This is a genomic window from Pseudomonas sp. (assembly GCF_040514055.1).
Lineage (GTDB): Bacteria > Pseudomonadota > Gammaproteobacteria > Pseudomonadales > Pseudomonadaceae > Aquipseudomonas.
In genome coordinates this window covers 28,076-50,663 of sequence record NZ_JBEVDL010000079.1, presented here as the reverse complement: position 1 = coordinate 50,663, position 22,588 = coordinate 28,076, and the positions used below count along the sequence as shown (strand labels likewise).

17 protein-coding genes, 1 other RNA gene and 3 pseudogenes are annotated in these 22,588 nt (G+C 60.4%); 8 read left to right on the top strand and 13 right to left on the bottom strand.

Features of this window, described 5'->3' with window-relative positions; all coding sequences use genetic code 11:
* Nucleotides 1-150: 150 nt before the first annotated feature.
* The 6 genes from ABWY06_RS25990 to ABWY06_RS20890 all read right to left on the bottom strand — a co-directional run bounded on the left by ABWY06_RS25990 (nucleotide 151) and on the right by ABWY06_RS20890 (nucleotide 4,863).
* Nucleotides 151-861 (bottom strand): TonB-dependent receptor domain-containing protein, encoded by a 711-nt coding sequence (locus ABWY06_RS25990; protein ID WP_502948235.1) that lies wholly within the window; start codon nucleotides 859-861, stop codon nucleotides 151-153.
* 21 nt (nucleotides 862-882) lie between these two features.
* Nucleotides 883-1,053, bottom strand: coding sequence for a hypothetical protein (locus ABWY06_RS20910; protein ID WP_353927508.1), 171 nt, complete (start codon nucleotides 1,051-1,053; stop codon nucleotides 883-885).
* A 159-nt stretch (nucleotides 1,054-1,212) separates the two neighbouring features.
* Nucleotides 1,213-1,845 carry a hypothetical protein gene (locus tag ABWY06_RS20905; protein WP_353927507.1) on the bottom strand — a complete coding sequence of 211 codons (633 nt, stop codon included), beginning with the start codon at nucleotides 1,843-1,845 and terminating at the stop codon, nucleotides 1,213-1,215.
* A gap of 81 nt (nucleotides 1,846-1,926) precedes the next feature.
* Nucleotides 1,927-2,733 (bottom strand): hypothetical protein, encoded by an 807-nt coding sequence (locus ABWY06_RS20900; RefSeq protein WP_353927506.1) that lies wholly within the window; start codon nucleotides 2,731-2,733, stop codon nucleotides 1,927-1,929.
* 543 nt (nucleotides 2,734-3,276) lie between these two features.
* On the bottom strand, nucleotides 3,277-3,774 hold the full coding sequence (locus tag ABWY06_RS20895; RefSeq protein ID WP_353927505.1) for a hypothetical protein: 498 nt from the start codon (nucleotides 3,772-3,774) through the stop codon (nucleotides 3,277-3,279).
* Nucleotides 3,775-3,921: 147 nt separating this feature from the next.
* A complete protein-coding gene (locus tag ABWY06_RS20890) occupies nucleotides 3,922-4,863 on the bottom strand; it encodes a LysR family transcriptional regulator (RefSeq protein ID WP_353927504.1) in 942 nt (313 codons plus the stop codon).
* A gap of 97 nt (nucleotides 4,864-4,960) precedes the next feature.
* Here ABWY06_RS20890 and ABWY06_RS20885 point away from each other — a divergent pair, with 97 nt between their 5' ends.
* The 3 genes and pseudogenes from ABWY06_RS20885 to ABWY06_RS20875 form a co-directional block, all read left to right on the top strand.
* The gene (locus ABWY06_RS20885) at nucleotides 4,961-5,713 is read left to right on the top strand and encodes an SDR family oxidoreductase (RefSeq protein ID WP_353927503.1); all 753 of its coding nucleotides are present in this window, start codon (nucleotides 4,961-4,963) and stop codon (nucleotides 5,711-5,713) included.
* A 327-nt stretch (nucleotides 5,714-6,040) separates the two neighbouring features.
* Nucleotides 6,041-6,577 carry a YdeI/OmpD-associated family protein gene (locus ABWY06_RS20880; RefSeq protein ID WP_353927502.1) on the top strand — a complete coding sequence of 179 codons (537 nt, stop codon included), beginning with the start codon at nucleotides 6,041-6,043 and terminating at the stop codon, nucleotides 6,575-6,577.
* A gap of 635 nt (nucleotides 6,578-7,212) precedes the next feature.
* Nucleotides 7,213-7,359: pseudogene (locus ABWY06_RS20875) on the top strand (NmrA/HSCARG family protein); the annotation flags it as partial.
* Between the two features lie 58 nt (nucleotides 7,360-7,417).
* Here ABWY06_RS20875 and ABWY06_RS20870 read toward each other — a convergent pair.
* From ABWY06_RS20870 to ABWY06_RS20860, 3 genes are all read right to left on the bottom strand, one after another.
* Nucleotides 7,418-8,191, bottom strand: coding sequence for a substrate-binding periplasmic protein (locus ABWY06_RS20870; RefSeq protein WP_353927501.1), 774 nt, complete (start codon nucleotides 8,189-8,191; stop codon nucleotides 7,418-7,420).
* 422 nt (nucleotides 8,192-8,613) lie between these two features.
* The gene (locus ABWY06_RS20865; protein ID WP_353927500.1) at nucleotides 8,614-13,275 is read right to left on the bottom strand and encodes a CHASE domain-containing protein; all 4,662 of its coding nucleotides are present in this window, start codon (nucleotides 13,273-13,275) and stop codon (nucleotides 8,614-8,616) included.
* A 30-nt stretch (nucleotides 13,276-13,305) separates the two neighbouring features.
* Nucleotides 13,306-14,199: a GGDEF domain-containing protein gene (locus tag ABWY06_RS20860; protein ID WP_353927499.1), complete on the bottom strand. Its 894-nt coding sequence runs from the start codon at nucleotides 14,197-14,199 to the stop codon at nucleotides 13,306-13,308.
* Nucleotides 14,200-15,081: 882 nt separating this feature from the next.
* Here ABWY06_RS20860 and ABWY06_RS20855 point away from each other — a divergent pair.
* The 3 genes and pseudogenes from ABWY06_RS20855 (at nucleotide 15,082) to ABWY06_RS20845 (ending at nucleotide 16,682) form a co-directional block, all read left to right on the top strand.
* Nucleotides 15,082-15,879, top strand: a complete 798-nt coding sequence (locus tag ABWY06_RS20855; protein ID WP_353927498.1) for a substrate-binding periplasmic protein — start codon at nucleotides 15,082-15,084, stop codon at nucleotides 15,877-15,879.
* A gap of 217 nt (nucleotides 15,880-16,096) precedes the next feature.
* Nucleotides 16,097-16,395 (top strand): annotated as a pseudogene (locus ABWY06_RS20850) (type II toxin-antitoxin system RelE/ParE family toxin).
* Nucleotides 16,392-16,682: an addiction module antidote protein gene (locus tag ABWY06_RS20845; RefSeq protein ID WP_353927497.1), complete on the top strand. Its 291-nt coding sequence runs from the start codon at nucleotides 16,392-16,394 to the stop codon at nucleotides 16,680-16,682. The pseudogene ABWY06_RS20850 and the gene ABWY06_RS20845 overlap by 4 nt, the downstream one beginning before the upstream one ends.
* Nucleotides 16,683-17,268: 586 nt before the next feature.
* Here ABWY06_RS20845 and ABWY06_RS20840 read toward each other — a convergent pair.
* Together ABWY06_RS20840 and ABWY06_RS20835 are read right to left on the bottom strand one after the other, a co-directional pair.
* Nucleotides 17,269-18,696, bottom strand: a complete 1,428-nt coding sequence (locus ABWY06_RS20840) for a mechanosensitive ion channel domain-containing protein (RefSeq protein ID WP_353927496.1) — start codon at nucleotides 18,694-18,696, stop codon at nucleotides 17,269-17,271.
* A 271-nt stretch (nucleotides 18,697-18,967) separates the two neighbouring features.
* Nucleotides 18,968-19,438 (bottom strand): annotated as a pseudogene (locus tag ABWY06_RS20835) (tyrosine-type recombinase/integrase); the annotation flags it as partial.
* A gap of 142 nt (nucleotides 19,439-19,580) precedes the next feature.
* Here ABWY06_RS20835 and ABWY06_RS20830 point away from each other — a divergent pair.
* A complete protein-coding gene (locus ABWY06_RS20830; protein ID WP_353927690.1) occupies nucleotides 19,581-19,883 on the top strand; it encodes a type II toxin-antitoxin system HigB family toxin in 303 nt (100 codons plus the stop codon).
* Nucleotides 19,883-20,242, top strand: a complete 360-nt coding sequence (locus ABWY06_RS20825) for a helix-turn-helix domain-containing protein (RefSeq protein ID WP_353927495.1) — start codon at nucleotides 19,883-19,885, stop codon at nucleotides 20,240-20,242. The genes ABWY06_RS20830 and ABWY06_RS20825 overlap by 1 nt, the downstream gene beginning before the upstream one ends.
* A 197-nt stretch (nucleotides 20,243-20,439) precedes the next feature.
* On the opposite strand, the gene ABWY06_RS20820 is transcribed toward ABWY06_RS20825, so the two are convergent.
* Nucleotides 20,440-21,696: an integrase domain-containing protein gene (locus ABWY06_RS20820; RefSeq protein ID WP_353927494.1), complete on the bottom strand. Its 1,257-nt coding sequence runs from the start codon at nucleotides 21,694-21,696 to the stop codon at nucleotides 20,440-20,442.
* 187 nt (nucleotides 21,697-21,883) lie between these two features.
* Nucleotides 21,884-22,270: a transfer-messenger RNA gene (ssrA, locus tag ABWY06_RS20815) on the bottom strand.
* Nucleotides 22,271-22,588: the final 318 nt, after the last annotated feature.

Below are 22,588 nucleotides of genomic sequence, written 5' to 3'. Positions count from 1 at the left end.
GGTCCGGTGTCCCGCGGTGGCAAGGTCCGCGGAACCGGGTGAGTGAAGCAAGTGTGGGATCTGTACTTGTGATAACCCACCCAGCAGTGCTCGGTCTGGCCCTGTGGTGGGTTAAGGCGCAACCGGTTTGCGTCTCACGTTTTAACGGCGTCATTTAGCGCCGCTCTTTAGCCCCGCCGTTCCACTCATGGTGACGCCGGCGAGCGGACCTAGCCCGCCCGCCCCAGCCAGGCTTACCAGTCGTAAGTCACGCTCGACAGCAGGCCCTAGTAGCAATCGAAGTTGCTGCTGCAGGTGGCGACGTAGTGCTTGTCTGCCAGGTTCTCGACATTGAGTGCCAGGCGCACACCGGGCAGGGGCGCGCTTTGCAGGTCGTAGGTCAACGCGGCGTCGTGGAGGGTGTAGGACGGCACGGTGAAGCTGTCGGCGTAGTCTGAGCCTTCGCTGTCGCTGGCGTATGTTGGTCTCGGCCCAGTCGTAGCGGCCACCTAGGGTGAGCACCCAGTTCTGCAGTTTGATCTGGTCCTGCAGGTAGAGTCCTTGCTGGTCGATGCTGTTGTCCCAGCGGTAGCAATTGCCGAAATTCAGCGGTTGCCCATACATCGATTCAAACAGGTCGATGATCGGCGGGTTGTAGTCGTACAGGCCGTCGACTTTCGAGGTAAAGCGGTAGTCGTCGGCACCGATCAGCAACGTGTGAGCCAGCGCTCCGGTGGCGAACGTGGCCTGGGCGATGTTGTCGATGCCAAGCCCACGATTGGTCTGCTGCCAGTCGACGCCGTAGCGCATGACGTCGAGACCGGTCTGCGGGTTGGTGACGAACCGATAGCCGTGCAGGGGCGCCACCCAGTGATCATCCACATAGGCGTAGCGGTCGTTCTGCTAGAGCAGCCAGGTGTCGTTGAGCTGGTGGGACAGTTCGTAGCCGAGCACGTACTGGGTGCGGTCGTAGTCGTTCAGGTCGGGTTCGCCGAGGAACAGGTCACGCTCGCTCTTGCCATTGGGGTTGGCGAACAGCGTGCCGCGGACCGGCAGCCCCTGAGCCTCCGGCACGGCATTAAGCGTCCTTGTTGTCCGGCCGTGGTACCAACTGCGGCGCTGGCATGCCGGCAGGCGGCTGCAGGGTTATCGGGGGCTGCAGGGCAGATCAAGCGCAGGGTGGGGGACTCTTAGAGATTAACTCCAACCCCGAAGAGGCATACAGCATGTTTTTTATATGGTGCTGTTATACCACTCATCAAAACTCAAATCGGTTTCTACCCTTGAATAATCATATCCGGCTAGAAACCTATTTTTGTAGTAGGCGAAGTCACCGCCAAACCTGGTTTTGCACAATTTAAGGTCCGGCTCCCCCGCCAGCAAAACCTCACATTCGCAAATCACCGCCTCACCAACGGATTTATCAATCAGCATCCCGGTGTCGATTGAATGCATGGCAAAATCCAATATATCCAGTAGCTCTTCGAATAGCAGTGTCTTGGCTTCAAGCTTTCCCGGATTAAGCGCTAGAATCCGTCTGAGCAGCTCTCTAGGATCTTTTTCGAGTAGCTGGTACGTCCCTTTGAAGCTGATCGATTTTACGATCCATAAGAGCAGCTGCTCATCATTCCAGCTCAACCTGTCTTTCCAAAGGACTAAGATGGCATCCCATATCGCTGGTTCTTGGATGGGAATCTGGGTTTTTCCAAGGTCAAAGTACTGGTGGCATAACTCTTCCAAGTAAACTTTCTTCTCTTTTTCACCCAGATCCGCGATATAACCTAACTGCTCAGCCAGCAATGGCTTCCATTTAATCTTGAGGCCGCTGCTCCTGGCCTCGATATAGTCATCCCACTTTGAAGTCACGACGCCTCCTTGCACATGTCACTGTAAGCGAGAGGGCGAATATAAGCCCGTCCCAGTGATTCATGCCTATTCGATAATCTATTAGGGCGCAATATTCAGCCCGGTGCGTCGGTTGAACGATTTTGTTAGTTCGACGGGGTCAATCGATTCCATTGTTGCCAGCCCTTTTATAATAAAGGGCAAAATCTGCTCGATGTTCAAATCTGTTTCCTTCATTTTTTCGATCAGTTTGATACTGAAGATGACGTCCTCATGAGCACCCGTCTCGCCAGCCTGATGTCTAATACGGTAAAAAACGTAAACCCAATGGTTTACTTGCTCTGGCAACGTCCAGCCACCATAAGTCGCTGGAAACGTAGCTGACTCAACGGCCTGGCGAACCATATCGGCAACATCCGTTAGTGCTGGCAAGAAGTAGACCTGCTCGCATGTGGCAATTTGCGCCTGAAGATCTTTTGAATAAATTGTATAGGTCTCATAACGTACGTCGGTACATTGGTCCAGCCGATAAGTCTTTATGACACTGACGTCCAGCCCGGGAACAGCTACCTCAACCGGTTCGGGCAATGCTTGCTCTCGTTCCAGCGGCGATAAGAGGCGAGACAGGCTTAAGGAAAATTCAAGTTCCTGCTGGCGACCCAGCGACCGGTTGATAATCCACGCGACCACTGATCCACTGTCGGGACAGTTGTAGGCCTTGAGGAAATCAGATTCACCCACTGTTGCTTTCAAGCTTGCTGGTAACTCGGCGTAGTTCAGGCTCGTTCGAAAAGTCATTGATGCTGCTCCAGAATACGGACTCGAAGGGGCATCGCTCTGCTTCAAAAATATTGTTTGAGTGACTATTTTTGCTAGCTTGGCTAACCAAGTCAGTGCTTTTTGTTTCATGGTGGATTTATAACTCCCCGTTTGGAGCCAATGTGTTTCGCACCGGTATCTATTAAGAAAAATCCACAGATAGGTAACGATAGATAAAATAAAATCGGACTAAAAAACAGGCTGAAGCCTAGCCATGGTAGTAGATCAATGCTCCCGGCTGAGCATGGGGCAAGATTTTTGATACCTCCTTGGCAGTTGAAGTAGTCATAGGAAAAAATCCCCAGCTTCCAAAATAGGAAAAAAAGTATCGGGGGAGTAATTGTTAATATGTATTTAGTAGTCCATGTCATTTTAGAGTCTTGTAAAGGGATGGTAGTCATTTGATTGTATGCCTTGTGCCTAGTGTGCCCGATACTGCCAACCATGGGCTGGTAACCATTGCCGCGAGGCCATTCGTACGGTGCAGGCTCCGCCGGTGGGTTACGGCGCAACCAGTTGGCGCCTCAGCAGATAACCCGTGGTCATGCGCCTAATCCACCCTACGAAAGGCATTACATCCGCTGGCAAAATCCGGTGTCGGCGACCTTATGCCTGGCCGATCCATCCTGTTCGTTAAGCGCGGGCGCCTGGGGTGGCGCGGGCGTTTTTCTTCTGCAGGATCAGCGACGCCTCGTTGTAGGCATGCTGGAACGCGCTGCCGCCGATCCACTCCACGGCGGTGTCTTCGTCTTCATCGTGGAAGATCCCGCGATAGGTGATCAGCAGGCCCATCATAAAGTCGGTCGCCGCATCCTCTGCTTCCTCGGCGATCACCAGCTCCAACACCGGGTACTGCAGGAACACCACGCACAGCGCCAGCAGGCTGATGCCTTCGCCGACTTTCATCGCCTGAAACAGGTCGTCGAAGTGCGCCGGGTCGAAACCGTGCTCTTCGATGTCCTTGAAGTCAAAGGTACTCAGGTCGATTTCAACGTCATCGAAGGGTTCGTTGATCAGCGGGTTGGCCAGCACCGGGTGGACGACCGGGGACTTGGATTTGCCTACGCGGTTCTGCTTGGCCTTGGCTTTGGCCCGCTGGGCGCGTTTTTGCTGTTTATCGGGAGAGGCCATGGAGGCGAGTTCCTGTGTCCGGGGTAGCCATAGTCATGGCCCGGGAGAGTCGGGGGGATATTGTATTCAGTCTGGCGGGCTCGTCGGCCAACGGGGATCGATTTATTTTCCGTCGCTCAATGTCTGCTGCCTGCCCCAAGCCACTCTTCAGGCGTTGCGGACGATCTTGTCCCAGGGGGTGGGGGTCGGAAACAGCTCCTCGAGAAAACCCACAAAGGCTTTGACGTTGGGGCTGCCTCGTCGGCTTTCCGGCCATAACGCGGTGATGGAAAACCGCTCCACCGCCAGCGCGGGAAACAGCGGCGTCAACTCCCCGCGCGCCACGTAGGGCGCCGCTACATAGGTAGGCGAAATGCCTATGCCGCCCCCCGCGGCGAGCACGGCTGCAACGGCGTCGCTGGCATCGATGACGATGGCCGAGTCCGGCACTAACTCGATCACTTTTCCGTCCACCTGGAACGGCCAGCGCAGCGCTTGGCCTGAACTCTGATAGCGGAAATTTACGCAGTCGTGGTGCGCCAGCTCGCTGAGCTGCTGGGGCGTGCCACGCCGGGCCAAGTAAACCGGTGAAGCAAACGCGGCGATGCGATGGGGCCCCAGGGTTTTCGAGATCAGCCGCGAATCCGCCAGGTTGCCCACGCGTACCGCAACGTCGATGCCTTGCTCGATGATGTCGGAAAACTGGTCGCCCAGACGCAGGTCGATGGCGAGCTTTGGGTAGCGCGCGCGAAACCGAGGAAGTGCCGGCGCCAGGATGTTCAGACCGATCGGCGGTGGTGCGGTGATTTTCAAGGTGCCGGATGGCTCGGCCCGAGAGGCCACGGCAGCCTGATCGATATCGTCCACCTCGCGCAAAATGCGCAAGGCCCGCTCGTACAGATCCCGCCCTTCCGGCGTCAGGGTGAGCGAGCGGGTCGTGCGGCTAAACAGCTTCAGCCCGAAGTGCTGTTCCAGGCGCTGCACGCTTTTGCTGATGGCGGAGGGTGAGACCGACAGGTCGCGGGCGGCGGCGGTATAACTGCCCAGGGACGCGGCGCGAGCAAAGGCAATAAGACCGGTCAGGCGGTCCAACCCTATTTGTTCCTTCATGGCACCAGTAAAGCGACTTGTGCCCTAATTATCAATCTCGACCTAAGGCTTTAGCCTTTCTCCCACCGACGCCATCCCGGCGTTAAAGGAGATGGATATGACTGCTACAGCTGCTTTCAATCGTACGTTGCCCGCCAATCTGCAGGGCCGGACCGTGGTGATTTTCGGGGGGACGTCGGGCATCGGTTTGGCCGCGGCCATTCAGGCCAAGGCCGACGGCGCACAGGTGACCGTAATCGGTTCCGATGCCACCCGTGCCGAGCAGGCCGCCCGCGACAACGGCCTGGACGGCTGGCGCGCAGCCGATGTTACCGACAGCACAGCCCTCCACGCCGCCTTGGTGGATATCCCGAAGGTGGATCACCTGGTTCTTCTGGCCGGCACCTATGTGGTCGGTAAAGTCATGGATGCCGAGATCGACCACCTGCGCCGGGCATTTGAGGAGCGTATGTGGGCGTCGGTGCACGCCATACGCGCCCTTGGCGAGCGCCTGGCAAAAGACGGTTCCATCACCTTTATCTCCGGGATGCTGTCGGACCGCCCCAATGCCCATGGCAGTGCGGTGTTGGCGGCGGCGTCGGCCGCCATGGAAGCGCTGGCGCGGGGCCTCGCCCTGGAGTTGGCGCCAATTAGGGTCAACACCTTGTCACCCGGCCCGATTAACACCCCTATTTTCAGCAAGGCGCTGGGCAAGGGGCGTGATGCGTTCGTGGCCGCGCTGGAACAGTCGCTGCCGTTGCATCGGCTGGGCACCCCCAGCGAGGCAGGTGCCGCCGTTGTGTTCCTGATGAGCAACGGCTTTATGAACGGCGCCACCTTGCATATCGACGGCGGCGCCCGGTTGGTCTGAGCGGCCCAACCCGCTCGTTAGCCTCTGTAGCGGACAGCTGCTTTTGGGGGATTGGTGTCTGTGCCCGCTGGTGGGTTACGGTGCAGTGGTTAAGCGCGTCAACCGAAAGGCCGTGTCATGCGCCTAACCCACCCTACGAACAGTACGGTATCCGGTGGCAAAATCGGTATGGCGTCTCGCGACACCGGAGTCGCCTTCGATCGCAGGAAGACAGCAGGGGTTGCCGTGAAGCCTGTCGTATTTTTCCCCAAGCGCTGTCGCGTTTACCACAATCACCACTAGGCTAGGCAGGGGCTGACGGTGCCCAATGCATCCTGGGGTGGCGGCATGAAATCGACATTTACAACAAAGCTGCTGCGTCCGGCAACGCCGGGTAACGATGACTCCTGGGCGTTTCTTATCCTGCCCAAGACTGCCAGTGACACGCTACCCAGGCGAGGACGAACCACAGTAATGGGCACCCTCAACGGCCATCCATTCCAAGCCACGCTTGAGCCTGATGGCCAGCTCAGCCACTGGCTCAGGGTGCATAAGGAGCTGCGTGAGGCTGCCAGCGCCTGTATCGGAGAGGTCGTCACAGTCGAAATTTCTCCGATCGAAGCGGAGCCGGAGCCGCCGCTACCCGATGAGCTACAAAAAGCGCTGGCTGCCTCTGCGGCGGCTAAAGCCACCTGGGAAGACACTACGACCATTGCGCGCTTGGACTGGATCCACTGGATTGAGTCTGCCAAGCAGGCCAAGACCCGTAAACAGCGACTGGAGAGTGCCTGCGAAATGCTGGCGGCGGGCAAACGCCGCGTCTGCTGCTTCGATCAATCCGGCCACTACAGCAAGAGTCTCAGCGCCCCCCAAGCGGCGGAGTAGGGGTATGGCGTCAGAGGCGCATCTGACGGGGCGCCTGCAAACACCCGTCAGACCCGCGCGGACGGGTATCCAGAGGCCTTGTCTCACCTGGGCCCCCGCCCGCGTGGGTTACGCCGCGCGGCGCGTGCGGCGTGGTTGGCCAGCGCGGCGTTCCGCGCGGCTAACCCAGCCTACGAAAAGCGATTCGGCTGGTGCGATGGCGCTCTGGTAGGGCGGGTGCAACCCGCCGGCTGTTGTGCGCGTGCGTGGCCTCGCACCTGGGTTCCCGCCTTCGCGGGAACGACGGACATCCCAGGGCCGCGGATGGCCAGACAGCGCCTTGCACGCCGCTGCACGATCAGACCTCACGGCGCACAGACAGCCGTCATACCCGCGCAGGCGGGTATCCAGGGACCTGATCCCACCCGAGTACCCGCCCGCGTGGTTACGCCGCGCGCAGCGCGCGGTGTGGTTTGCAGACCGGCGTTCCGCGAGGCTAACCCAGCCTACGAAAAGCGGTGCGCTGGGCGATGGCGCTCCGGTAGGGCGGGTGCAACCCGCAGGTTGTTGCAGGCGTGCGCAGGGATCTTCTCGCACTGGGCACTTGTCCGCGTGCGTTACGCCGCGCGGCGCGTGCGGCGTGGTTCGCCAGCGCGGCGTACGACATGCGGCTGATGATGGCCGGCATCCAGAAGTTCGGCATGCAAGAGGCCGAAGTATCGGTGGAGCGGCTGCAGACCCTCCAGGGACGCCCGCTGCGCAGCTACGAACCCTTTGTGCGCGAGGCCATTGGCGGGGTGTGAACGGTGCAGGGGAGCAATAGGCTAAGGGGTGCAGGCTAAGGGTTGTACCAACGGTGCTTCATTCGCTTTTATTTACTCCCACCCCGATTGCTCCCGATTGCTCGTACCGACCTTGGATGCGCGCCAGTTCCCCCGAGCGGCGCAGCTGCTCCAGGGCGAGGGCCCAGGCGGCTACCAACTGCTCATCACAGTCACGGCTAAAGGCGATGTACAGCGAGGCGCGATAGAGCTCGATGGGAATCCGCCGCAGCGTGCCGGGGGGCATGTTCAGCTGGCGGCTGTAGTACGCCACCCCCGCATCGGTGTCGCCGATGATAAGGTCGGTGCGGCCGGCCAGCAGCATGCGGTAGAGCTGCAGGCTGGTGGTTGCACTTTTGTCCAGATTTTTGAAACCTTGCGACTGCAGCATTTTGGGCACCAGGCCGGCATGGCGCGTGGTGATCTGTGGGGCCTGCAGCAATTGCTCCAGGGAATGCACGGGCTGCGGCGCGTTGGCCAACTGATAGGGGTGAATGGACTCTTCGACGATGGGGCCGACCCACTTGTACAACGGCTCGCGCTCCGCCGTACGGAACAGGGAGTACATGATGGTCTTGGGGCGGCTCTGCAAGGCGAGCGTGGCTCTCATACTGGGCAGCAGCACCACCTCGAAGTCGTCTCCGGTCAGGGCCATGATGGCCCGAACGATCTCCGTGGTCATGCCGGTAAGCTGGTTGTTTTCCCGGTAGTTATACGGCGCCCACTCCTCGGTAACGACCTGATACTGCTCGGCCCAGACAGGACTGCCGAGCAACAGGCAGCACAGCGCCGCTATAAGTGTCGGATATCTCAAATGTGCTACCTGGTGGGCCGGGCGCTACTCAAAGGGGGATCTGGCTAAGAAGGGCAAAAAGACTATAGACCGTGGCATGGGCCAAACGCCCAGCCTGTTGCAAATGGCCTCCCATCATCCGTTCAACAGGCCACTCCAATCCCGCTTCTGCGCCTGACCGTTAGCGTCGGTCACGAACGGCTGGAGTGCCGACCCGCGTGGGTTACGCCGCGCGGAGCGTGCGGTGGGGTTTCCAGGCCGGCGATTCGCGTGGCTAACCCACCCTACGAACGGCATTCCACCCGTGGCAAAACCACTATGGCGTCCAGCGCATATGAAAAAGCCCTGTTCAACGAGGACGTAGGGTGGTCTCGGCGCGCCGTTCAACGACAGCCCACCGTGTGAGTAACAGAGCATCCACCAAGGCGCTCACTCAAGCCTGATCAGCCTATAGGCTTCGCCATGCTTTCCAGCATCGGCCGAATCACCGCTATTGCCGCCTGAAAGTCCAATTGCTCCATGGCCAGCTCCAACGCGCTTCGATCATCGCTGCCCAGTTCAGCAAACAACGAAGAACGCATGTGGTTGTAGAGTTGGCAGGCCGCGAGATCCTGTTGCTGCAGCAGCGCGTACAGCTCAGGTAGCTGGGTGAGATCGCATGCCAACGACTGGTGCGCGCCGGCTTGCTGGGCGGCGTGACGTGTTAGCCAGCGCCCTGCCGCCGCCAGCGTGGCGTCCAGGTCCTGGGTGAGCACAGGAAACAACGCATCGACACGTGCAGCGTCGTTCTCGCAAATGGCCCGTTCGAGTAGCAGGGTGGTTGCGGCAAAGGGCTTGGCCCCGAACGTGCCCAGGGAGCCACGCAAGGTGTGCAGTAGCCCGGCTGCATCGTTAGGCCGCCCTTCCTGCCAGGCACGTTGCACGTCGGTAACGGGCGAGCGTCCATTGGCGACCGTCCTCTTGACCATCGCAATCAGGCTATCCAGATAGGCGGGGGCGTCCGTGCCCAGGCTGAGCAACGGCTCGATATCAAAGACCTCAAGGTTCTCTTCCGTGTCCGTTGGAATTGTTGGTGCCGTGGAGGCTGTCTGCAGATTGGCGGCTTGAACAGTAAATGATAGGTGTTGACGGATGGTGGCCAGCATTTGCTCGCAGTCAATGGGTTTGGCGAGGAACGCATCCATGCCGGCCGCGGCGCATTGCTCGCGTTCGTGACTCAACACCCCCGCGGAAACGGCCACTATGGGTAATGTCAGCTGCAGTTCATTGCGGATCAAACGGGTGGCCGAGAATCCGTCCATGACCGGCATATGCACGTCCATAAGCACCAGCTGGTAGCGCTGTGGATCTTCTCGCAATTTGTCGATCGCCTGCTGGCCGTTTTCGGCGATATCTACACTGGCCCCGGCGTTTTCCAGCATCCCCTTGGCCACAAACTGATTAAGTACGTTGTCTTCGACCAGCAACAGGCGAACGCCTTGCAAGGACTTCCCGGCCGCTGCATGCACCCTGTCCGGGTGAGCGGAGCTCTCCAGGCCCATGCGTGTTGCCTGCACCTTGTGCAGGCTATCGAACAGGCTGGAACTGGTGAACGGCTTGATCAATACGGCAGCGATCTCCGTCGGCGCCGCGGACTGCATAAGCGCGTCGTAATTGACGGCACTGACCATGATGATCGCGGGGAGGGGGCGATTCGGCAGCGACGCCCGTATCTCCCGTAGGGTGCATAGCCCATCCATCTCGGGCATCTGCCAGTCCGCGATAATCGCATCATAGCCTTCGTGGCGCAGGGCCAGTTTATGCACCCGCTCCACTGCCTGCTTGCCGGAGGCCACGCCATCGACGTGCCACTGCCAATTGGCGATTGTTTTACAGAGGTAGTCGAGGCTGGTGGGGTTGTCATCGACGACCAGGATGCGCAGGCTGCCGCGGGAGCGAGCGATGTCTTGGCTGGCCTGGTCTTGCTGCTGCGCAAGCGGAAGCACAACGTCGAACATGCTGCCGCTGCCAATCGTGCTATCAAGGGTGATGGTTCCGCCCATGAGCGACACCAGGCGCTTCGAAATCGCCAACCCCAACCCGGTGCCACCAAAACGGCGGGCGATGGAACTGTCGGCCTGGGTAAAGGGTGCGAACAGGCGCGCCTGTTGCTCAGCCGTGATGCCGATGCCGGTATCCCGTACCCGGAAGCACAAGCGCAGAGGTCCACCCTCGGAGCTTGCCTGCTGGACGAGCAACGCGACTTCCCCGTGCTCGGTGAACTTGATGGCATTGCCAATCAGGTTGACCAGCACCTGCTGCAAGCGCTGCGCGTCACCGATAAGCGCGTCCGGCACATCAGGCTCCACTCCGATAACCAGCTCGAGGTCCTTGTGGGCGGCGTTGACCGACATCATCGTGGCCAGCGCACCGAGCACATCGCCCAAGCTGAACGGCGCGTGAGTGATAGCCAGGTGCCCAGCCTCGAGCTTGGAAAAGTCCAGTACGTCATTAAGAATGGCGAGCAAGGATTCGCCCGCTCCCCGGAGCATCTGCAGGTATTTGCCCTGCGCGGCGGACAGGGGAGTATTCGACAGCAACTGGGTGATGCCCAGCACCGCATTCATCGGGGTACGGATCTCGTGGCTCATGCTGGCGACGAAATCGCTTTTCGCCCGACTGGCATCTTCAGCCCGCTCCATGGCGTTGAGTAGCAGCTGCGCCGCGTCCTTTTCGTGACTGATATTTTTGCTGATGCCAAGAAATCCCATTGCCTCGCCCGCCGAATTACGCACGGCGGTAACCGTAAGCTGCACGGGGAATCGTGAACCGTCCTTGCGCACATACGTCCATTCGCGCGTCTCGGCCCGACCTTGGCGGGCCAGGGCGACAAATACCTCGAAACCCGTGACCGGACGCTCAAGCAGCTGGCTCAATTCGGCGCCGCGTGCTTCCACTTCCTCGCGCACATGCAGCACGGACGGTGTTTGCCGATTGACCAGTTCGGCCTCGCGGTAGCCCAGCATCTGCTCGGCCCCGGTATTGAATATCTGGATGGTGCCGCTGATATCGGTAGCGATGATCGAGAACTCGCTGGCGGCATTGACCAGCGTGCCAAAGCGGATCTCGGATTCGGTAAACGCGACGGTCAGTTGCTTGGCGAGCGTCTTGGCGTCCTCGCGTAGGGTGGTTAAATTTCGCACGACAAAAAATAGCAGGAGGCTGATAAGCGAGCCGCCAACCAGCACCACAATCGATTTCTGGCGGTCTATCGAGGCTTCAAATGCCGGCAAGGTGGTGATCCTCAGCGTCCACTGATGCTCGGCGAGGGAAATCGTGATTTGCCGCACCAAGGGGTTGGGATACTTGGCCTGTTGCTCCCGTGACGCTGAGCCACTGGAGAACATCAGTGCAGCTTCGCCCATCCCGTCGCCATCAAAAATCTGCATGCCAATTTCGGCGGTTTTCGTGCCCAGTACACCCGTCATAAAGTCCTTCATCCGGAACGGGCTGTAGACAAAACCCTCCAATGCCGCTCTGCGCTCGACTGGCGTAGCGAGCGGCAGGCCCTTACGGTAAATCGGCAAATAGAGCAGGGCGCCGGGCTGTACATCGCTGTCGGACTCTTGCACCAGCCTGACCTTGCCCGAGAGGGTCGGCAGGCCCGAGTCTCTGGCCTGGATCAGGGCGGCGCGACGCACCGGCTCGGTCAGCATGTCAAAACCAAAGGCACGCAGATTGCGCCCGGTAAAGGGTTCCAGAAACAGGATCGCGCTGTACTCCTCGCGCTCGCCCTCGGGCCACACCCGAAAGTCTGGGAAACCATCCCCGTGCACACTACTTTCAAGCGCTGCCTTCTGCTGAGGGAGAAACAGTTTGGCGAAACCGATGCCCTGGATACCCGGGTAGTTTTGCTCGATCTGCTGCGCCTGCACGAACTCCCGCCATTCATCTCGGCCAACCGATGCGGAGGCGCGGAACAGGCCTTGTCCGCTGCGCAGCACTTGCTCATAGGTCCGCAGGCGTTCTTCGATGCGCTGCTGCACGTCGCTCACCAGGTATTCGAAACGATCAGTCGCTTGGACCTGCGCTCCTGAAGCCACGAAATGCCAGGTCAGTATGGTCAGGCCAAGGCTGACCAGCAGCGCTCCCCACTGCGGGCGAACATGGCGAAAGGGCACTGTGCCGAAGGCTTTGTGAAGGGCTCCTGCCCGCTCGGTGAGGTCAGTCGCCAGTACCAGGCCCGTGACGCTGGCGAGGGCAATAAAGACTTCCAGGGTCAACAAGGATTCATTCAGCGTGCCGGTCGCAAAGGGGCCGTAACCCTGTGTTGTACTCCAGACGGCGCTACCGGTGATCAACAACAGGACCGCCGTGACGCCGTGCAATCCGTAGCGATAGGCGGTCCACGCGATGGTCGGCAGCAAGAGAAACACCAGCGCCCGATTCTCGGCATCGCCGGGAATACGCTGGCCGAACAGGACCACCAGCACCAGCACCAGCAGTAGAGCGGACAGGGTCATCTCGACAACGGATCGCGCGGGCCAGGGTGGGTCGAAACGGGTGGTCCAGCTGACCAGCAAGGGTGTCAGCATGACAATGCCGGCGGCGTCTCCCAGCCACCAGGTCGTGAAGATGACCATGCGCGCGGCTTCGGGTGCGATGCCACTGAGGACCAGGCTGCTGGTGCCAATGCCGGCACTGACCGTGCACATCAGCAGGGTGATCAGCACAAACTGGGCGACCGCTAGCGGTGACGGCAGGAAGCGTTCGGACTTCACCCAAGCCCGCAACAAGTAACAGCCGAGCATGGCCTCGAGGGTGTTACCCACGGCGATAAGCAAGGAGACGAGGACCGAGGTGCTGTCCGCGGCAACATGATTGGCGGCAAACACGGCGAAGTTGGCGGCGAAGGCGCCGATGGTAATGCCAGGCCAGATGCGATAGCCGAACAGCAGCAGGGCGGCGAAGGCGATGCCCGACGGTGGCCAGACCGGGGAGGCGTTGGTATTGGCGAAATCCAACAGGAGCCCGAGTCGGGCAGCGGCATAATAAATGCCGGCCAGTACCAGGACAGTGAGCAGCCATTGCCCGCGAGTCGTGGGGGGCCGCGTTCTATAGCGCATGGGCAAAGCCTCTGCCGGTCTGTCGGGTAGCTAAGAACAGTGGTGAACGATGGCCCGGTTACGACCGTCCGTTTTCGCCTGATAGAGCGCCTGGTCGGCGGCGGCAACCAGCTGTTGCATGGAGGACTGGAGCGTCGGGACCAGCGAAACCAATCCGACGCTGATGGTCACAGTCGGGGCGGTGGTCGACCCTTGATGCGGGATCTGCAGAGCCTGTATTTGCTCGCAGATCCACTGGCCGTAACCTTCGGCGGCAGCCGCGTCGGTGTACGGCAGGATGACCGCGAACTCTTCGCCACCGTAACGCGCCACCCATTCGCCTGGGCGGCGGGCGCCGCTGTTGATGGCATTGGCCACGCCTTGCAGGCACGCATCGCCCTGGGGGTGGCCATAGTGATCGTTGTAAGCCTTGAAATGATCGACGTCGATGATCGCCAGTGCGAGTGGCAATTGCTGCCGCCGGTGCCGCTCGAATTCCTGCGCCAGCACTTCATCGAGGTAACGACGGTTGTACAACCCGGTTAAACCGTCGCGATTGGCCAGCTGGCGCATCATGGCCGCCTGTTGTTGCAAGCGCAGGTGAGTCTGAACGCGGGCTCGCACCACTGGCGGATTGAAAGGTTTGCTGATGAAGTCCACGGCACCCGCTTCCAGTGCCGCAATCTCGTGTTCCATGCCAACGTGTGCGGTGATGATGATGACGGCGCAATCCCGGGTGATGGGATCGGCCTTGAGTGCGGCGCACACTTCATAGCCGTTCATGCCGGTCATTTCCACATCCAGCAAGATCAGCGCCGGTTGCTGGAGCTTGGCCAAGCGGATGCCTGCCTCACCGTTGATGGCGAACAGGATCTTGCCTTGCTCGGTGAGCATGCTGTTCAGCAAGCGGATGGTATCGACGCTATCGTCGATAATCAGGATCAAGTTCGATCCGGCGTCTGACTCCGGCATTAAGGCATCCTATCGGACAGATCAGTGGCCATTACAGCGGCATCTGCGCACAGCTGTAAAGCCGTGCCAGGCATTGTTTCCTGAGGTCAGCTGTCATCTGGAGTGCTGCGACGCCGCGATCAGATCAACCCAAACCACGCATTCGCATTGTAGTGGTCATGATGGCGAAGCGCTGCCGGGGACTTGCCCATTCGAGTATCCATTGACCCCAGGCGGCTACCTTGCGGCTGAACCCGCGGCCTACCTAGAGGGCGCGCGGCATGCTCTCAGGCAAACCGTCATACCCGCGAAGGCGGGTATCCAGAGACTTATCGCACCTGGGCGCCGGCCTGCGTGGGTTACGCCGCGCAGAGCCTGTGCGTGGCTTGCCAGGTCGTCGTTCTGCGCGGCTAACCCACCCTACAAAAGCGTCTTAACCCCCCTTTAGCAATCTCGGCTGGGTAGAGCCGCCGTCCGGCAAAACACGGCATGGCCAACTGCATTTGGACACCTATCCGCGTGGGTTACGCCGCGCGGAGCCTGTGCGTGGTCTGCCAGGCCGTCGTTCTGCGCGGCTAGCCTAGGCGGCCCCACCCACTCTACAAAAGCGGACATGCCTGCTTTAGTCGATACCGTCCCGCGCGGGCGCTGCTGGGGCTTTTTGTAGGGTGGGTGCAACCCGCGAAATGTGCGCGATGAAGGCGAGGACGGGCCACGGTTCATTTCTCCGCTGCGTGCTCATTCATGCCAAAACCTGGGTCTGTGCTATCTGGTCTACCCCTGATTTGTCCGCGAGCCCCCGGCGCGGTGGCGGCTTGCTTGAGTGAGGTAAAGGGCTGCTAGACTCACCTTCACTCCCCCGAGCCAGCGTGAGTAATGATCTTGATTGCTGTCGAGGTACGCCGCTCGCCATTAGCCTTGTTACTTGCCCTGTTGCTGCTGGCTTGCTGGCCGAGCCTGGCGGCAGCTGCCTGCGAGAAGACTCTGCGTTGGGATGATGATCCGCCGTTCAGCATGCAAACGGAGGATGGCACGGTGGTTGGTATTTCGATTGAGATCAACCGTGCTGCACTAGCCCTGTTGGGCTGCCAGACCAGGTTACGCAAACTGCCCTGGGCGCGTGCGCTCAAGGAATTGGAACTGGGCCGCCTGGATATACTCCCCGGTGCCTTCCGCCGCCCGGAGCGCGAGTCGTATGCGTATTTCTCCGGCCCGGTGCTGCCGCCCTCGCGCAATATTCTGTTTATGCATTCACAGGCGCTGCAGCGCTGGTCCTTCACCCGGTTGTTGGAGTTACAACACACCGAGTTCCGCCTGGGCGCGCAGATCGACGTGGCCTACGGCGCAGACTATGAGCAGCTTGTGAGTGAGCCGGCGTTTGCCGCGCAGCTATCACTGGTGGCCAATCGCAGCAACCTCTGGCGCATGGTTGGCAAGGAACGTATCGACGGCGTGATTGCCGACGAAAACACCGGCGCCTACGAGATCCAGCAGCTCGGCCTCAGCGACCGGATCAAGCCCACAGCCGTGGTGGTGTCCAGTGAGGCAGCGGAGATTGCCTTCAGCAAGCGTTCTAACGACCCCGCGTTTGTCCAGGCCTATGCCGATGCGCTACGTGAGCTGGTGGTGGATGGCAGTTATGCGCGGATCGTGCAGCGCTATACACGGCCGTAAGCGCAGCCGTTTTCCCTGTAGAGCACGTGGCCGCGAGCTTTTACTTTGCTCAGCGTTGCATTACGGCGGTGTGCACTTGCACCCGCGGCGCGCAAATGGCCAAGCAGGCGCGAACGCCTGCCCGTCCTGGGCGTGATGAACGACTCCCACTGGCCGGGAAAGCAAGGTCGCTCCGCGCCTGATTGACCTGGTGTGATTTATAAAGCACAGTAGCCCCATGGTCGAAATCAAACGAACCGCCACGTTCATGACCTGGGAAAGCAAGCTGAAGAATCAGCGGGCAAAGGCCGCAATTGCCGCCCGCATATTCCGCTTGGCGAATGGTCTGCCTGGCGATGTGTTACCCGTCGGTCAGGGAGTAAGCGAGTAGAGGATTCCCTATGGCCCTGGCTATCGGGTGTACTTTTAGCAGCGTGAACGGAAATCGTCATCCTGCTATGTGGTGGAGACAAGAGCAGCCAGACCAGGGACATAGAAACGGCGAAGCGCCTAGCAGGTGAGTGGAGACCGCAATGACCGAGCCAATTTATGACTACGACCCCGCGCAAGCGCTGGACGGTCCGGAGGCGATAGCGGTGTTTATCGCGGACGCCCTGGACACTGGAGACGCCGCCTATATCGCTAAGGCTATGGGTGTGGTTGCCCGCGCCAAGGGGATGACAGAGCTGGCCAAGGAAACGGGCCTGGCCAGAGAGCAGCTTTACAAGTCGTTCAGCGAACACGGGAACCCTACACTGAAAACCATGCTGGCAGTGATGCGGGCGCTGGGTGTTGATTTGACCGCCCGCCCGCATGCGCAATAAGAGCACGTCCAGTTGAAGTACAGCTCAACGCGAGGCCTGATCGTCGGCAGCCGCGAGCAGCAGCAGGACAGGGTGCGTACGTTGGAAGACTTCAGCTGGCGCCCCGTCATCGACAGCCGCTAGCCGCTAGCCGCTGGAGCAGATTGCCGAGGCCTTTGCCCACCAGATCACAGCCAGTCACTTTGGCAAGATCTGCCTGCACTATTGAACTGAAAAGTCCGAAAGGGGGGCGGATTTAGTTACAGGCAGTCCGCTTCTGGCCGGTATTGGCCCGTGATTACCGTATCGGCACGACGTTCCCATCCCGATTTTTATTGATCGCGCTGACCAGCAGGCTGCCGGTAGCGGCTTCCTGGATTCAGTCATGCCGCCGACGGGAAACCTTTGGAGAAGACAGACACTGCCCAGTCCGACTGGCTTGCCTGCTGCTCGCCGGTCGGTGGACAGATAGAAGGCGTATTGGGTACCCAGCTCTGGCCCTGAGCGACAGAACGTTGCTAGTAACCAGGTCCAGAAGGTCGCGTTCGACCCACATACGGCGGCCACGCCTGCTGGGTGACCGTTGCTCTGCTGCAGGATTAGCGGCTCAGGAACGCTGCAGCCAGCTGAGAAAACCGCCTTTCTTGGTCTCTACAGGCTTCGGCTCCAGCAGCGATGCGCTGCTCTGCTCGCGGAAGCTCAGCATCTTTTGCAGGGCGTTGCCGATCTCGCTGTGTTGCTCCAGGCTGGCCTGGAGCAGGGGCTTGTCGATGCGATAGAGCATGCCCGAACGCAGTGCAGTAAAACGCGCCTGCGAAGGTGTGTCGTGGATGACGCCCTGTTCACCCAGAATCTCGCCGGGACCCATGCGGCCGGCCTCGACGAAGCGTTCGCCGTCGTGCACCGCGGCGGACACCACGCCGGTACCGATCACCAGCAACTGTTCGCTGACCACACCCAGTTCCAGCACCACCTGGCCAGCGCTGACGGCCAGCGGCTGCATCTGTTCGGCCAGGCGATCTTTCTCCTCGGCGCTCAGCGAGCGGAAGATCTTCACGTTGTCGAGCAGCGCGCGCTGGGGGCTGTGCGCCACTTCCTGGGTCTCATTGCCGCGCAGGATACCGGCGGCTTGCAGGTGGCGGTGGGCGAGGTCGAACATCAGGTTGCGAACCTCGGTCTTGTTGCTCTGGGCACTGACGTAGCCGCTGATCTCGTATTCCACCGTATGCAGGTCCGAGGCCTTCACCGTGACTTTGGCCTTGGGTGCTGGCAGCAGCGCGCTCACGCCCTGCAGGGTGCGGTTCAGCGCGTCGAACACCAGGCGCGGGCGCACCTGCGCCGGCACGCTGACACCGATGCTGAGCTGGTGGATATCGGCGCTGCGATTGAGGTTGAGGATCTTGGCCTTGGCCGCCACCGAGTTGGGGATCACCACCGTACCGCCCTGGCTGGTGCGCAGGTGGGTGGCGCGCCAGTCCATCTCGATCACCTTGCCTTCGGTGCCGTCGATCGACACCCAGTCATCCAGTCGGTACGGCTTGGTGGTGTTAAGCACGATGCCGGAGAATACGTCGCTAAGGGTGCTCTGCAGCGCCAGGCCGACGACGATGGCGACCACCCCAGAGGTGGCCAGCAAGCCCTTGACCGGTAGCTGCATGATGTAGGCAGCGGCAGCGACCAGGGCTGCGAGGAAGATCACCGCGCCCAGCACGTCTTGCAGCAGGCGTCCGGCGTGGCCGCTGCGTGGCATCAGCAGGACGCCAAGGACCACGGTCAGGGTGCGTGCGCACAACAGCCACCACGCGATGCCCAGCACCGAGCCCATCATGTTCAGCGCCGGCTCGGTCCACGGCGGTGGCTGCAGCGGACTCATCCCGGCTTCGATGATCACCAGGCTGTAGGCGAGGAAGAATCCCAGGCGCAGCAGCACACGCCAGATCTTGCCCTCGGCGGGCAGCAGACGCCAGCACGCGAGGTCAGCGAGCAGTAGGCCGACGGCTATCAGCAGCGGGTGTTGGTGAATCAGCGCGAGCATGCCGCACTCCGGTGTAGGTGAGAGAGGGTAAGCATGACTGGATCGGCGGCAAAGGTGAACGCTCAGTGCTGCACAATCCTCGTGTAGGGCTGCACGGGTACTGCCTCCTGCTCGAAGACCTGCATCAGGCAATGAGGGATCGCGCAATGACCTGTCGCGCGAGTGGCGATGCGGGTTCCATCCGGCAGAGGTAAAGCTCAATCCGGCCGGCTGAGTCGCAGTAGTTTTCAGACGCCCCCAAGGACAGCTTCTCGCCGGTCGTAGCCCTTGATCAGCGTATCGGCACGACATTCCCATCCCGGCTTTCATTGATCGCACTGGCTAGCAGGCTGCCGGTGGCGGCGTGTTGGATGGTGGCGCTCCACCAGGCCATCATCGGGCGGCGGCGTTCGATGTAGTCGGCGCGCTTGTAGGCGCCGCGCACCTCGTCCTTGTCGACATGAGCCAGGGCGACTTCGATCAGCTCCGGGTCCCAGCCATGTTCGTTGAGGATGGTGCTGGCCATGGCGCGCAGGCCGTGGCTGACCAGCCGTCCTTCGAAGCCCATGCGTTTGAGGGCCATATTGGCCGTCTGACTGTTGCAGTGGGTGCGCGGGTCGCGGTCGGCGGGGAACACGTACTCCCGGTGGCCGCTGTAGGGTCGCAAGGTCTTCAGCAGCGCCAGGGCGGGTTCGGTCAGGGGGATGGCATGGGCGCGGCGTTTTTTCATACGCTCGGCCGGGATGATCCAGAGTTTCCGGTCGATATGGCTCGTACGGCCGGTGCAGGATGTGTAGCGGGAAGCGGGAAAGGGGGACGTTGATAGAAGCAAAGCGGCACAACCGCCTCCGCTTGTTCTGCTGTAGGCATTTCGGTATATTCTCCCAAAATGGGAGGGCTTGGTGGTGCATGTTATTTCGAGGGGTACGCTGCGGGCATTTTGGGAGAGCAGTGCTGCCTTCGATGACGCGCAGACGCCGCTGGTCGAGTGGTACCGGCACATGGAGAAGGCTACCTATCGCACTCCGCAGGATCTGAAAGCGGAGATCCGCACGGCCAGTATCCTCAAGGGAGGGCGAGTGGTGTTCAACATCGCGGGGAACAAGTACCGGGTTGTGCTGGCCATTGATTATGACCGGCAGCTTGCCAAGGTTCGCTTCGTCGGCACCCATGCCCAATACGACAGAATCAACGCGGAGACCGTGTAATGAATATTAAGCCAATCCGTACCCAGGATGACTATGTAGCTGCCATGGCCCGCCTGGATGAATTGTGGGGCGCACCTGTCGGCTCTGCCGCCGGCGACGAGTTGGAGATTCTGGGGCTGCTGATCGGCAAGTACGAGGACGAGCACTATCAAATGCCGGCCTCCGACCCGGTTGAGGCGATTAAATTTCGCATGGATCAGCAGGGGCTGACCCCGCGTGACCTAGAGCCTTTTATCGGCTCGAGCGGCCGGGTTTCCGAAGTGCTCAACCGCAAGCGCAAGTTGAGCCTGGCAATGATTAAGCGATTGCACGATGGCCTGAATATACCCTATGAGAGCCTGCTGGCTGGAACGGCGTGAGGCTCTGCATTAGGGGAACGGTGAAAAAGACTTCCTGATTTTGGCAAAATATCGGGACACCACCCGCCGAGCTTCCCGATGAAGCAGATGACCTTCGCCGACGCAGAGTACGCTGGCAAGCGCATGAGGGAATGAGGGGCACGGGATAGCCTAGGCGGCCCCACCCGCCCAACGTAAAGCGCGGCTACACGGGTTGATCACCGTATCGGCACGACATTCCTATCCCGGCTTTCATTGATCGCACTGGCTAGCAGGCTGCCGGTGGCGGCGTGTTGGATATAGGTGCTCCACCAGGCCATCATCGGGCGCCTTCGCTCGATGTAGTCCGCGCGGTTGTAGGCGCTGCGCACCTCGTCCTTGTCGACATGGGCCAGGGCGACTTCGATCAGCTCGGGGTCCCAACCGTGTTCGTTCAGTATGGTGCTGGCCATGGCGCGCAGGCCGTGGCTGACCAGGCGCCCTTCGAAGCCCATGCGCTTGAGGGCCATATTGGCCGTCTGACTGTTGCAGTGGGTACGCGGGTCGCGATCGGCGGGGAACACGTACTCCCGGTGGCCGCTGTAGGGTCGCAAGGTCTCCAGCAGCGCCAGGGCGGGCTCGGTCAGGGGGATGGCATGGGCGCGGCGTTTTTTCATGCGCTCGGCGGGGATGATCCAGAGTTTCCGGTCGACCTGGATATCGGCCCAGCGCGTGGTGGCGGCTTCTGCCGGACGGGTCATGGTGTGCAGCTGCCACTCGATCAGGCAGCGGGTCGTGCGCTTGATGCTGGCATTGGCGATTGCCATCATCAGTTCGGGGAGCTCGTCAGGCGTGAGCGCCGCCATGTTCTGCTTTTTCGGTTTCTTGAACACGGCGCGAATGCCGCTGAGCGGGTTGGCAAAGATCAGCCCGGCGTTGACGCCGTAGGTCATGATCTCGTTCAGCCGTTGGCTCACGCGCTTGACCGTTTCCAGGCTGCCCTTGGTCTCGATGGGACGCAGGATCTTGATGACCATGGGGGCGCTGATCTGCGAAAGCGGCAGGGGCCCCAGGCTGGGAAAGACATGCAGGGTCAGCGAGCTCCAGATGTCTTCGGCATAGGCGGGCGTGACCGCATCCTGCTTCAGCTCGAACCAGGCGCGGGCGACGTTCTCCAGGGTATGTTCGGTCTCGGCTTGTCGGGCCTGCTCCCGCGCCTGGCGTTGCTCCTTGGGGTCGATGCCCAGGGCCAATAGCTCGCGGGCTTCGAGGGCTTTTTTCCTGGCCAGTGCCAACGGCAGTTCGGGGTAGGTGCCGAGTGCCATGTTGATGCGGTTGTTCGTGACGGGATGTCGGTAGTTGAAGTTCCACTGCATCGAGCGATTGACCCTGACGCGCAACTGCAGCCCGTCGCCGTCAGTGAGCACGTAATCCTTGTCTTTGGGTTTGACTGCCTTGAGCTGACGATCCGTCAGACGAGTGGCTCGAGGGCCCATGGCACGGCCTCCCTGGCGCTTTTTGGTATTCCCAAAATTAGCTGCGGAAGGCTGGGAATACCAATGGGAATACCAAACGCAGTAGCTTTCAGTAGCGCTCAGTGGACGTCAGTGGACGCTAAACCCCCGGATTTGCTGGATTCCAGGCATAAAAAAAGACGTCCTGGGACGTCTTTTGATATCAAAATGGTGGAGCCGGGGGGATTTGAACCCCCGTCCGCCAGTTCGCCGCTGTCGGGCCTACATGCTTAGCCGTGTCTATTGAGTTAACCCTCAGCCGCCCGACGGGCAGGGTGCTTTGGGCGAGTTGTGTAAGTTTTAATCGCTTCGTCCACAACGTACTAGGCGACGATTCTGTTCTATCTGACAATCATTTCGGGTTTACAGACATCCCCTAATGATTGCTGGAGCCGAAGCTACCAGAAGTGCGACTAGGCTGCTTACGCAGCTAGTTGAGCACCGTAATTGTCATCATTGGCAATTATGGATTGTGCAACAGTGGATTTACGAGTTCTGTTACCAACTCGGCATGCCCCTAAAGTTTTGTAACCGGCGTCGAATCCTAATCGGCCCCAAAACAACCTTGCTACCAAGGTAGGACGCGCAGTGTACGGCAAAGGTTCCCGAGCGTCGACACCCGCGGTAGGGCTGCGACGATCCGTACCTGCGGCGGTTGGCGGTCAAGCGTGCGCTCAAGGTATGTCGTCCGTGTGATGGTGGCATCGAGGGGGTGTTCGGGCCGCGTCCCCAGTCACTCGCCAATACTGCTGGATACCCACCTGCGCGGGTATGAGGAGGGCTAGAGGGCTGCCTGCTTCCTGCGCCTTCCCCCCAGCGCAGGTTCGACGGGCATTGACGGTGGGCGGCGGTATGATGGAATGGCGCTCGCCGT

Excerpts from the sequence above, each read along its gene's own strand:
- ABWY06_RS20900 (WP_353927506.1), bottom strand. The coding sequence starts at position 2,733 with ATGAAACAAAAAGCACTGACTTGGTTAGCCAAGCTAGCAAAAATAGTC.
- ABWY06_RS20895 (WP_353927505.1), bottom strand. The coding sequence starts at position 3,774 with ATGGCCTCTCCCGATAAACAGCAAAAACGCGCCCAGCGGGCCAAAGCC.
- ABWY06_RS20890 (WP_353927504.1), bottom strand. The coding sequence starts at position 4,863 with ATGAAGGAACAAATAGGGTTGGACCGCCTGACCGGTCTTATTGCCTTT.
- ABWY06_RS20885 (WP_353927503.1), top strand. The coding sequence starts at position 4,961 with ATGACTGCTACAGCTGCTTTCAATCGTACGTTGCCCGCCAATCTGCAG.
- ABWY06_RS20880 (WP_353927502.1), top strand. The coding sequence starts at position 6,041 with ATGAAATCGACATTTACAACAAAGCTGCTGCGTCCGGCAACGCCGGGT.
- ABWY06_RS20865 (WP_353927500.1), bottom strand. The coding sequence starts at position 13,275 with ATGCGCTATAGAACGCGGCCCCCCACGACTCGCGGGCAATGGCTGCTC.
- ABWY06_RS20855 (WP_353927498.1), top strand. The coding sequence starts at position 15,082 with ATGATCTTGATTGCTGTCGAGGTACGCCGCTCGCCATTAGCCTTGTTA.
- ABWY06_RS20845 (WP_353927497.1), top strand. The coding sequence starts at position 16,392 with ATGACCGAGCCAATTTATGACTACGACCCCGCGCAAGCGCTGGACGGT.
- ABWY06_RS20840 (WP_353927496.1), bottom strand. The coding sequence starts at position 18,696 with ATGCTCGCGCTGATTCACCAACACCCGCTGCTGATAGCCGTCGGCCTA.
- ABWY06_RS20825 (WP_353927495.1), top strand. The coding sequence starts at position 19,883 with ATGAATATTAAGCCAATCCGTACCCAGGATGACTATGTAGCTGCCATG.
- ABWY06_RS20820 (WP_353927494.1), bottom strand. The coding sequence starts at position 21,696 with ATGGGCCCTCGAGCCACTCGTCTGACGGATCGTCAGCTCAAGGCAGTC.